Source organism: Delftia sp. WSY_12, assembly GCF_043104645.1.
Taxonomy (GTDB): domain Bacteria; phylum Pseudomonadota; class Gammaproteobacteria; order Burkholderiales; family Burkholderiaceae_C; genus Comamonas; species Comamonas tsuruhatensis.
Window position 1 is genome coordinate 1 of the sequence record NZ_JBICKW010000001.1, and the last position, 12,308, is coordinate 12,308.

7 protein-coding genes are annotated in these 12,308 nt (G+C 59.2%); all 7 read right to left on the reverse strand.

The window, feature by feature from the left end; translation table 11 throughout:
- The coding region (locus ACF8LI_RS00005) for a hypothetical protein (protein WP_392411564.1) at positions 1-242 on the reverse strand (242 nt) is incomplete at its 3' end.
- Between the two features lie 949 nt (positions 243-1,191).
- Positions 1,192-1,500, reverse strand: a complete 309-nt coding sequence (locus tag ACF8LI_RS00010; protein WP_143044521.1) for a hypothetical protein — start codon at positions 1,498-1,500, stop codon at positions 1,192-1,194.
- A 250-nt stretch (positions 1,501-1,750) separates the two neighbouring features.
- The gene (locus ACF8LI_RS00015) at positions 1,751-2,125 is read right to left on the reverse strand and encodes an RHS repeat-associated core domain-containing protein (protein WP_074921465.1); all 375 of its coding nucleotides are present in this window, start codon (positions 2,123-2,125) and stop codon (positions 1,751-1,753) included.
- A 543-nt stretch (positions 2,126-2,668) separates the two neighbouring features.
- Positions 2,669-3,085 (reverse strand): hypothetical protein, encoded by a 417-nt coding sequence (locus ACF8LI_RS00020; RefSeq protein ID WP_392411566.1) that lies wholly within the window; start codon positions 3,083-3,085, stop codon positions 2,669-2,671.
- A gap of 11 nt (positions 3,086-3,096) precedes the next feature.
- A complete protein-coding gene (locus ACF8LI_RS00025; protein ID WP_167368400.1) occupies positions 3,097-7,323 on the reverse strand; it encodes an RHS repeat-associated core domain-containing protein in 4,227 nt (1,408 codons plus the stop codon).
- Positions 7,324-7,432: 109 nt separating this feature from the next.
- Positions 7,433-11,917 (reverse strand): Ig-like domain-containing protein, encoded by a 4,485-nt coding sequence (locus ACF8LI_RS00030; protein ID WP_392411568.1) that lies wholly within the window; start codon positions 11,915-11,917, stop codon positions 7,433-7,435.
- Positions 11,918-11,930: 13 nt separating this feature from the next.
- On the reverse strand, positions 11,931-12,308 hold a 378-nt coding region (locus tag ACF8LI_RS00035), incomplete at its 5' end, for a hypothetical protein (RefSeq protein ID WP_392411570.1).

A 12,308-nucleotide genomic window follows, 5' to 3' on the forward strand; every position in this document is an offset into this window, starting at 1 on the left:
AAAGGCGCAGGCCACTGCCTAGCAACACAAAGATTACCCACAAACCGACGCCAGAACTCACCACGCCATCCCGCCAAAGTCCTGCATGGGGAGAACATGCAATCCCCCTCCAGAAACAAGCCGACGTCCATATCGTCAAAAACCATATCAATGCACTTTGAGGCGCAGAGGAAAATGACGCGTGGATCGGTCAGAAAAATGTCCCAGAGAGGATGCTGATCCACAGAATCTTTTTTACTCACTGGAATTATTCGACGTTACAGCATGCACAATCAATCTAACGAACCTTGTGGCTTTTATAAATCCTTGGAATAATAATAACAAGAAATATATGTACGAAAAATAGAATCAAAAAATCCAAAAAATAATATTTCGTGACTATAGGATTTTTAATGGAAATAAGTGGCAAAAAGTAACACAATATTAGAGAAACACCTATCAAACCGGAGGCGCCGCGACCATACATCACCCTCCTTATATTCAAAAAACAAGATAGCAAATCAATTGCGATCCCGAAAAAAATCACTACGTATATTAAATAATCCATATTCCAACAATCTCTTTTTCATTTTATCGGAGAATTCTCTGCATATCAATCCTTTTACAAACATCCAACCAGCAGGCCAACTTAAAGAAGCTGCAGATACTTGCGATGTGACAGCACTGGTCATAGGATAGCCAAGTTCAGGCCCGCCTGCCATGATCCAGTTTCTCCAAGAACTTCCTCAATAAGAACTATTGACCCCAATGTGTAACCGTACGAATACTCTTTTGAGCAACCAATCACTTATGAATCAAAGCGCTTGTCAATGCACATGATATAGACCACGTAGTCACAACTGTCCATATCACACAATCCAATCTTCCACCTTTATTTTCTAGTTGAAAAATGAAATTACCAACATTTGAGACATAGTCCCGCTGCTGGTTGTAATGCGCCCCGTCTCTTGATCAAAATACTGCCCCGCGAACCGCAGGTTCATCCGCATGCGGTTGCCGCTGCGCTCCAGCGTGTGCCCAAAGCTCTCGCTCAACGCCTGCCAGGATGAACGGCCCGTTGCATCGCTGGCCACCTGAGGGGGGCTCAGGTGGTCGTTGTGCAGGTAGTGGTAGGTTCTGCTGCTGGAGTTCTGGCCGCTGGCAGGGTCGGCTTGCCATTAGATCTCTATATGAATCCTTAGCATCATTGCATTAAATATTATGCCACTCTATTAACTCACCATCATCTATAAGCAATTGCTTAGAAGACTTTTCAGTTGAAATTATATCCAAACAAATAACTTGTGATGCAAAAATCAAAGCATCGCACAATTCCTTTGTACTAATCTCCATTGACTTCCCTCTTGTTTCTTGCCATAGAAAGGCCAGTTTTCCAGCATCACTTTTTGACATAGTTTCAATGTCTTTAAGCGTCCAAATTTCAGAAGGATGAGATCCTTTAGAGATAACTTTGCAACATGCTTCTCCAGTGAAAGGGAAATCATTTAGCGTACTTTCCATCAAAATCTTTCAGTAAACTGGTTTATGATTTTTGCCACAACTTAGGGTTCTAACCGTGGGATTCTGTTCATATTCATGCTGATGCGGATTCGGATGACCGTGCCCATGATCGGTAAAATCTATGTCTCTAAACGATTTCCCATTGCTATCAAGTTCACGAGTTTGGTTGTACCTGCCACGACAACCATCTTTTTGTATGTGGATTACCCTCAGCCTCCGGATCAGGCATTGGTGTTCCGTGTTTTGGGTCTCATGGAAGATCACGGTCGGGAAATCTATTTCCTTCATCGCCCCCTCCATCCGAAAACATCCAATCATTTATCGCACTTACAGCATTCGAACAGGCATTGGCGGCAGCAGTTGCAGCACCCCATGCCAGTGCGGCACATTCCATAGCCGCCTGCGGACTGGTGACAAAAAGCGTCAGAACAATAGGAACAAGCCCATTCGGATCAAAATACGCTAACGGATTGCTATAGCCATACCCATATACCTTGATCCCACCGCACAACCCTATCGGATCACGCTGAACGTAGCGCCCCAAGCCAGGGGCATAGTCCCGATAGTAGTTGTAATGCGTCCCCGTCTCTTCATCAAAATATTGCCCCGCAAACCGCAGGTTCATCCGCGTGCGGTTGCCGCTGCGCTAAAGCGTGTGTCCAAAGCTCTCGCTCATGGCCTGCCACGTTGAGTGCCCTGTCGCATCGCTGGCCACCTGCGGTGAGCTCAGGTGGTCGTTGTGCAGGTAGTGGTAGGTCCTGCTGCTGGAGTTCTGGGCGCTGGCATGATCGGCTTGCCACAGCGGCTCCGTGCCCCAATCCGTGCCGGGCTGCCAACCATCGGTCTTGGTCGTTTTCCCGTTCGCATCCAGCTCCGCCAGCAGTCCCTGAGCGCCATACACGAACCACGTGATTTGGCCACCCTGCTCCGCTCCCAGCGTCTTGCTGATGCACCAGCCAAATTCGCTCCCTTGGACAAATCGATTGCCGCAATCTCATTTCTACTGATCAGACTGATACTGTTATTTCCGGCCATTTTCCTTTTTATATTTCTTCACAATCTCAGTGAAATGATCTATCTTCAATCCATAATAGCATTTTACTCGCAAGCACGATCAAATTTTTACCAACCATTGAATCATGAAATTGACTAATCATATCATTCATCATTAACTGATCGCTACACCACTTTCCGGATCAATGACAATATGCCCACGCTCCGCAAGTATCTTTACAATTATTGGCAGCAGGGCCGATACCTCATCTTCTGGTAAATGTATCCAAGCCAGACATCGACCATTCACATATTCGAGAAATCTTGCCGCTGACTCTTCTGATTCCAAATCATCAGACATAGCATACTCACTGCAAAATTCTCTAAACCGCTCATTGGTTATTTCGCCAGATTCAATAGCCAATTTTAGATTTTGGCAATCAATTGGATCAGGAATTGCACTCATTCCGAGGAATACATCCTTGGGAATACCTTGCTGCCAAATCTCCTTCTGAAGGATATCTTTCCCGTACTCTGGGGGCAGCAATTTCCCTGGAACTGACCAAGCCTCAAGCTCATAAACACGTTTCATTTTCGAAAACCTTACTTCGGATATCTAATCTTTATATTCCTACTTCCGCTAGGACGATGGATATGCAATGTATCCAACCCAGTAGTTGTCGACGGATGAATTCCTGCCACACTGCCGTCCGGCAATGTTTTTTGACCATTGGAACTAGTTTCTCCCGGCAGCGAATCAAAATCACCCTTAGCGCTACCTCCAGGCTTAATATATTGGCCTGGGGTATCCCGTCCCTTGGAGTCTTTTTCGTTATTCAGCCCATTCGTTAGCCCATTAATAGCATTGTCAGCTTTATCCTTATCGGTCTCTTTTCCATCAGAAAACATCCAATCATTTATCGCACTTACAGCATTCGAGCAGACATTGGCAACAGCAGTTGCAGTCGCTCCTATTATGGCTGCGCATGCCATGGCTCCCTGTGGACTGGTAACACAAGGCGTCAGAACAATAGGAACAAGCCCATTCGGATCAGCATACGCTAGCGGATTGCCATAGCCATACCCATAAACATTGATCCCACCGCTCAACCCGATCGGATCACGCTGAATGTAGCGCCCCAAGCCTGGAGCATAGTCCCGCTGCTGGTTGTAATGCGTACCTGTCTCTTCGTCAAAATACTGCCCCGCAAACCGCAGGTTCATCCGCGTACGGTTCCCGCTACGCTCCAGCGTGTGCCCAAAGCTCTCGCTCAAGGCCTGCCAGGTTGAGCGCCCTGTCGCATCGCTGGCGACCTGCGGTGTACTCAGGTGGTCGTTGTGCAGATAGTGGTAGGTCCTGCTGCTGGAGTTCTGGCCGCTGGCATGGTCGGCCTGCCACAGCGGCTCCGTACCCCAATCCGTGCCGGGCTGCCAGCCATAGGTCCTGGCCGTTTTCCCGTTCGCATCCAACTCCGCCAGTAGTCCTTGGGGGCCATACACGAACCACGTGGTTTGGCCACCCTGCCCCGCCCCCACCGTCTTGCTTATACGCCGCCCGAACGGGTCGTACTGATAGCGCGCGATGAGCTGCCCGTCCTGCTCCACGGCAACCCTTCGATCGTTGGCGTCATAGACGTTGGTGGTGACGCTGCCATTGCGCGTGGCGCTCTGGATATGACCCGTGGCGGTGTAGTCATAGCGCACGAGGTCAGTACCCAGGCCCCGCTGAGTCAAGCGGTTGCCGCTGGCGTATTGCCATTCACCGGGCTGGTGCAGGCTGCTGATGCGGTTGTGAACGGCGTCGTAGCCGTATTGCTCCTGGGGCAGGCCCAGGCCAGCCAGGCTGGTGCTGGGGCGCGCCTGGGTCAGGCGGTCCAGTGCGTCGTAGGCGTAATCCACACTACCGTTGACATCGCTGCCCAGTTGCAGCGTCTTGCGTGTGATGCTGCTTTCGGCGTCGTATTGGTAGCCTAGCGTCAGGAGATTGGTGCTGGAGGCTGCCTGGACCTGGATGCCCTGGATTCTGTAGAAGCCGTCGTAGGCAATGCTTCTGCTGGCGCCCGGGTACTGGACCTTGGTGGGCAGCATCCACTGGTAGTCGGCCCATGTGATCTTGTCGGTACTGCCGGGTTGAGTGGCCTCCTTCAGGTGGCCCTTGTCGTAGCTGAAGGCGGCGGCGCTGCTGTCGGGATAGCCCTGGCTGGTTTTGCGGCCATCGGCATCCCAGCCCTGGGCCAGGGTGGCGGTGACGCGGTTGGCGCCGTCGCCATAGATCAGTTGCTCCTGGCTGATGCGGCCCAGGGCGTCACGGTTGTAATCAGCTTGGCTGATGAGCCTGGCACTGCCATCCTTTTGTTCGTAGCCGGCAAGGCGGCCAGCCTTGTCATAGCGGTAGGTGATGCTGCTGCTCAAGCCCGGTTGCCCGGCCTGCGGGCTGGTGCGGGTGAGCAGAGTCAACAGGCCATCGCTGTTGTAGGTGTAGCTGCTGACATCTCCTGCCGCGTTGGTTTTCTTGACCAGAAAGCCCGCGGCATCGTATGCATAGGTGGTTTTGCCACCTTCCGGGCGCATTTCCTCGGTCAGGCGGCCCAACCGGTCGTATTGCCGGGTATGCACGTTGCCGTTGGCATCGGTGACGCGGGTGATCTGATGCAGCAGGTTGTAGGCCATCTGGGTGGCCTGGCCGTTCGCGTCAATGGACTTGACCACACGGCCCAGTGCGTCGTGCTCATAGATGGTTGTCTTGCCGCCCGGGCTGGTGATGGCGGCTGTCTGTCCTGCACTGTCAAGGCTGTAGTGCAGGATCAGGCTTTCGCCGTTGCGTGCCTTGCGGATGATGGAGGTGCGACGCCCCCGCTGGTCATACTGGCCCAACTCGGCAAGGCCGCCTGGGTAATTGATGGCTTGCAGCAGGTTGGCCTGGGGGGTGCCCAGGGCGCCGTATTCGTACTGGGTGCCGTCACCCGCAGGGTTCTTGTAGCTGGCGACGCGGCCCAGGCTGTCATAGCCCAGTTCATGGCGGTTACCTGTGGGCGTGTTCTGCGAAACGATGTCGCCATAGGCGTTGTACTCATAGCGGTAGGCGTGGCCCAAGGCGTTGGTGGCCGTGACCAGGCGGCTTTGGCTGTCATAGGTAGCGACGGTGGCATGGCCTTCGCCATCCATGCTCTGGGTTTCGTTGCCTAGTGCATCGAAGCGGGCCGAGGATGTCAGACCCGAGGGATAGATGGTCTTGATGCGATTGCCATGGCTGTCGTATTCATGGCGTGTGGTGTGGCCCAGGGGGTTGGTGATGCTGGCGATTTGCCCGGTGACGGTGTGTGTGTAGCGCCATGTTCCGCCTTCGGCATCCGTGGCCGTTTGGCGGTTACCGTTGCTGTCGTAGGTATAGGTGGTGACGCTGGCCTGAGCACCTGTGCCCAGGGTCTGCCGGACGATTTGCCCCAGCTCGTCGTACTCCCATGCCGTGATGCGCTCCAGCGCAGTGCCCTGGGCTTCGATGCGCTGTAACGCACGCCCCTTGCTGTCATGCCGCCAGGCGGTGACGGTACCCAGTTCATTGGTATGGCTGGTGGTTTCGCCATGCACGGGATCGTAGGTGTAGCTTTCCTCGCTGCCATCAGAGTAGCGAATCCTCAACGGACGCCGGTTGTAGTCCCAATAGGTGGTGCGGGTGTTGCCGCGCTCGTCCACCAGCCTGTCGGTGTAATTGCCATCCCAACTTCTTTGGAGGATGGTTTTGTCATTGAGGCTGCGACCCGACTCCAGGCCGTCCTTGTCATAGTGGACCACCAAGCGATTGCCACGAGGATCGGTCAGCGTGGCAATGAATTTTCGTGATTCCCTGAGGTATTGCACCGAGCCCGTTGTGGTGCCCTGGCGGTCACTGAAGCTGCCGACACGCCCGCCTCCCCAGTTGGTCTGCAGTTTCTGCGTGGTGCCACTGGTTCCCGTGGGATCCAGGGTGATGCCCAGGTTGCCCAGCGTGAACTGGGCAGCGGGTGCTGGCGCACTGGCGCTGTACTGGGCCGTGACCTTGCCCCCCAGCGGGTCCGTGCGGCTGGTGAGTTGGCCGTTGCCGTCATAGGTGTATGTCCAGCGGTTGCCCCTCGCATCCAGGACTTCGGTCAGGCGCCTGGCGCTGCCCGATCCAGCCCAGGTATAGCGAACGGTACTGCCTGCACGGTCTTCGATGCTGGTGACAAGGCCATCGGCCAAGGTGAGCTTGAAAGCGACCTGCCCATGGTGGTCAAGGATGCGGATGCTGGACGTGCTGTCGTAGCTGAACCGGACCTGAATGCCGTTGAAATCCGCATAGCCCTGAATGCGCCCCTGCGCGTCATAGTCGATGGTGTTGCCACGGCGGTCATACCACTGCCAGCCATCCTGGCCATTGCGGCTGACCTGCCGGATGAAGGTGGGCGCATCCACTCGGTCCTTGGCGATGAACAGGCCCGACTGGCCGCTTCTTTCATACAGCGTGCCTGCGCGCTGGATGGTCTTGGCCTCCCTGCCCAGGGGATCCAGCTCGAAGTCCAGCGGCGCCCATGCGGGGTTGAGCCACCAGCGCCCGAGCGTCCAGGTGCGGGCAATGTCAATGCTTCCGCCCAGTACCTTGACCTGCAGATCGGTGTTGACCTCCCGGTATTCACCGTTGGGCCACTTGATGTACGGATACTCGCTTGCCTGTGCCTGCAGGACTGCCAGGCTCAGCAGGGCCAACGCCCAGGCAAAGATTCGCCCGAAAGTCCAGGACAAGGCCCGCCGCGCTGCGGCGCGCTTGTCTGGATATTGGGCCAGATCAATCAAATGTTTCAGTGCCTTAGTCATTTTTTGCGCTTCCCTTTGGACCGCTGATGGGTCCCCTCTCCAATCCCCTGCGCAGCGTCTTGATGGCTGCGCCCTTGGACCGGCCTGCCGGATGACAGGCCGGCCTATCTCAACTCCCACACGAGGGAGGGCCGTCCGCCCCGGGTCCGTCGTCTCCCGGCGCATTGGGTCCATCTCCTCCTGGCCCGTCTCCTCCTGGCCCGGCGCCGCCAGGACCTTCGCCACCAGGCCCGTTACCACCGGCCCCACCGCCCCCCGCGCCGCCACCGCTGCCACTCGATCCACTGCCACCCGAGCCACTGCCACCGCCGAATCCGCCGCCATGGCCACCCAGCAAGGGGCCGCCGCCCATCCCACCGCCTTGGCCGCCAGCACCTGAACTGCCTCCACTGCCACCCCGCCCTCCTCCAGGGCCACTGCCTTCGGAGCTGCAGCCACCACCAAGGCACCAGGGCGTGCAGCCCTGCGTCAAGCCGATGGGTGTTCCGCCACCACCAGTCCCGCCACTGCCCCAGCCACCAATGCCACCACCCACGCCATGGCCTCCAGTCCCGCCAATCCCTCCGATGCCGGTGTTCCCGCACGCGCCGCCAACGAGCCTGTTGAAAGTGGCCGAGAGCGAGCGCGATTCCTCTTCTCCATTCGCACAGATCCACGCCAACTCCACCATGGCCCACATGGCATAGGCAGCGCAGCTGCCCGCATTGCGCGCATTCACCACGATGCTCTGCACGGCACCCATCTCCGCCGAACGTGCCTGCCTGAAGCCCATGCTGCGCGGGTGCAGCTTGACGGCCGTGATGCGGTAGGGAATGACCACGCGCTGCTTGGCGGCCAGGGTCTTGGGGATGTCCGCCAGGAATTCGTAGCGGTAGTACTCGTCGGACTGCGGCGGTGTGAAGACGACCTTGTCGGCCTGGATCAGGCCGTAGTTGGTCAGCGTCAGCTCGCCCGTGAATTCTTCGCCCACCTGCAGCTCGGGCAGGCTGATGGACAGGGGCTCCAGCAGCACCACGGGGGCCGGTACCTGGGTCTGGAAGGTGGCTTCCAGGGTGATCTGGTACTCGTCCTTGATGGTGGTTTCCGTCACGCTGAAGTCGATGCTGATGGTCTGGTACTGCAGGTGCACGCGCTCCGAGGTGGTGACGCCCGGGCGCACGAAGATGCGGCCCGACCTGTCGGCATGGCGCGGGCCGCTGGCGCGGTAGGTGTAGGTGCCGGGCGGCAGGTCGGTGAGCACGGCCTTGCCCTGCGCGTCCGTAGTGAGGGTGCGCAGATAGGTGAGCACGGCATCGTTTTGCAGGCGTATGCGCACGTTGGCCACGCCCGGTATGGGCTTGCCGCCCGCGTCCAGCGTTTCTGTGAACAGGTCGGTGGCATGGAAGCTCAGCCCGCCCTGCCCGCTTTGCGTGACGGCCACCGAGACGGGTATGGTGCCCGTGCCCTGGTTGCTGGCCGTGATCTGCAGTCGGTAGTTGTAGATGCCGTCGGCCACGTCCTTGCCCGGGCTGGCCGTGACCTGGATGGGCACCTGGGCGCCCACGTCCACGGCGCCGATGTGGCTGGCGCTGGACAGGAAGATCCAGGAAGGCGCGGCCTTGCCATCCTTGTCCACCAGTTGGACCTTCACGTCCTGGGCGGCCACCAGGCCACGGTTGCCGATGGTGATGCTCTCGGTGACCGTCTTTTCCTGCTGTACCCCGGTTTCTATGTAGGTGGGGTTGGCAAACAGCTCGGGCAAGGCCTGCACCAGCCGGTAGTGGATGGTGAAGCTGCCCCGGGGCGTGTCCCCTGTTTCGCTGGCGTAGGCCGTGAGCACGACGGTGCCCGTCTCCCCGGCCGATGCACTGCCCGTGAAGCGGATGACCATGGGCACCGAGGCGCCTGCGGCCACATTGACCGGCGCACCCGGCTCCACGCTGATGCCCGGCGGCAGGCTGCCGCTGGGCTGCTGTGCCGGAACCACGGCCCAGCGCACGCCGGTGGCGCCCGTGCCTGCGCTGGCACGCGCGTTGACCGTGATGCTGGCGGCAAAGCCGCGCGGCGCGGTGAGCTGGTAGCTGGCCAGGTCGAAGCTCAGCCGGTTGATGGTGAAGCGCCCCTGCTCGGTGGTGGTGGTCTCTTCCGGATGGATGACGGAGACGATGTAGGTGCCGTTGTCATTGGCCGTGGGCACGAATTCGTAGCGGTACTGGCCGCTGTCGTCGGTGGCGATGCCTATGCGCCGCTTGAAGCCCGAGATGTCCAGCACCATGCGCAATGCTGCGTTGGGCATGGGCTGTCCGCTGGCGCGTGACACGGCGGCACCGGCTATGACGACGCGCTGCGCGCCGTACGAGACCGCCGGGCTGACGGAGCTGACCGTGCCCGTGTAGGGCGTCTTGGGCTGCTCAGGCTCGGGCGGCTTGTTGTTCACGATGACGGAGCGCGTGGCTTCACCGGTCTTGCCTGCCTTGCTGGTGGCCACGGCCCTGAGCGTGAAGGCACCGTTGGCCACGCCCGACGTATCCCACTGCATGCTGTACGGAGCCTGCGTGGCCGAGCCGATCAGGCTGCCGTTGGCGAAGAAATCGACCTTGGCAATGCCGTCCGGTGCCGAGGCGGCGACACCGACGGCCGTGCTGCCGACCACGATGGCATCCTGGCCGGGCACGGTGAAGTTCACCGTCGGAGCCGCGATGGCATACGTCACGGCAACCGCCGCGCTCCTGGGACTGGTGCCGCGCGCATTGCTGGCCGTCGCTTCGATGCGGTGCGCGCCTTCGGCTGGCAGGGTCAGGCTGCCGGAGAAGCTGCCATTGGCTGGCACGGCCATCGGGCTGCCCACGGCCTGGCCGCCCAGATACAGCTGCACCTGCGAGCCCGCCATGGCCGTGCCGGAGACGGCCAGTTGCGGCGTGGACACCTGTGCGTTGTTGACGGGCTGCGCAATGACCGGGGCAGGTGGTGCGCTGAGACTGAGCGTGAACGGTATGTCCAGCACGGCCGCAATGCCGTCCGAGTCGGTGGCGGTGATGCTGAACCGATGCGCGCCATTGGGCAGTTGTGCAAAGTCGATGAACTGGCTGTGGTTGAAAGGGCTGGTGTTGCCACCGCTGCGCTCGAAGATCTGCAGGCCGTTGATGGTGGCCTTGACGTTGGCAATGCCGATGGGGCTTTGCGCGGACACGGCCAATTCGCCCGGCGCGGAGATGGTCGCATCGGGCACAAGCGCCGCGCCTGCCAAAGTGGCGGTGATGACCGGACCTTGACCTCCCTTTTTCTGCACCTGCACGGGGCGCGTTGCCGTGTTGCTCAGGCCTATGCCATTGGTGGCCCTGGCCTGCAGGGTGTAGTTGCCGTTGCGCACGGCAGCCAGCGCCCAGGTGGTCTGGAAAGGTGCTTCGGTCAGCAGGGCCAGGCGCTGGCCATCCACCAGGATTTCCACCTGCTGCACGCCTTCAGGATCGGCCACGTTGATGGCGATGGTCGTGTCCTGCTCCAGCACGGCACCAGCGGCTGGCTGGGCGAACTGCACCAAAGGACCTTCAGGTGCGTAGGCAATGGGTTGTGCCAGCGAGAACTGGTTGATACCGCCCTGTGCCGTGCGGAACTGCACATGGATCATCTTGTCCCCCGCCCCCATGGACAGCGTATAGCTTGCCAGCATGGGATGGCCGGTCATGCTCTGCCATGCAGCACTGTCGAACTGATCGCTTTCCTGCAGGCGGAACTGCGCGGCCTGCGGGCAGTCAAGGCGCAACTGCACGGCACGCACGCGCGTGGCATAGCCTTGCGTGGGAACGATGGTGCAGGCCAGTACGGGCTCGGCCGTCAAGTAGGCGCCATAGTCCACGCCCGTGCTGACCGCATTGCCCTGCCCTGCCGGATTGCCCACGGCATCTCGCGGACCACTGGCGTGGCCCCACCAGTTGCCCTGGGCCTGGACGATGCTGGCCGGGCTGGTGTTGCGTATGCCGAACTGGCTGTTGCCCGAGATATCTGATTCACCAACGGCCGGCGTGGCGCCCTGCTCTGCCAGCAATCCCACGCCGTTGCCAGCGATGCGCGAACGCATGATGCGGGGACTGCCGCTGCCGACCACCCGGATTCCCACGGCGTTGTCCGTGAGCTGCAGCCGCTCGAAACCGTAGCCTGCACCTGCCAGTACCAGAGCGGCACCACCTGCCATGTGGCCGGGCAGGCCCTCCGCGCCTCCGGCATAGCGAATGGCCAGGCCGTCCAGTTTCAGGCTGGCGGGAGCGGCTTCAGGCGCCACCAGCACGCCCAGCCAGTCACCGGCCTGTGGCGCCCGGGACTGTGGCCCCTGCGCCTGCACCGGGCCCAGTTGCGCGTCGTCGTGGCTGCTGGTCAGCACCACGGAAGATCCCGTTTGCAGGCCGCTGCGCACGCTGATGCCGGCGCTCTGGCCGAATTTGACGATCACGCCATCGGCAATGGTCAGTTGGGCCGTATCGGCTGCGATGGCCGCGCTCATGCCCAGGACGACGGCCAATGCCGCCACGGACCGCCGCTGCAGCACTGTCAGCGGGTTGAGCCAGCCGGGCTCCAACAGGACGGAGCGGGCATGTTGGAAAAATCGGGAGCGTTGCATGGTCATCTCCTTCTTATGGATTCACCGTGATCGACGCACTGGTGGCAGGCGTGAACCCGGGCGAGCTGGCCGTGATCTGGGTGGTACCGGGGGCGACGGCCGTGAAGGTGGCGTAGGTAGAACTACCAGTGTTGGCGTTCCAGGTCACGGTGTCTGTGACGTTGCCTATGGAAGGAACGGAACTGGTGAAGGTGATGCTCAGGGGATTTGACGGATATTGGCTTGTTGACCAATAGGCCCCGGGTACTTCGGCAGACACATAGATGGAATTCGCTTTCTGCCCGGCTTTCAACGAAACCGGAACTGACTGCAGACGCAACGTCGGTGCCACTGTTTCCACGTTGATATAGATGGAATCCATCCCCGCAGCGGAAGCTTCGATCTGCGTGGA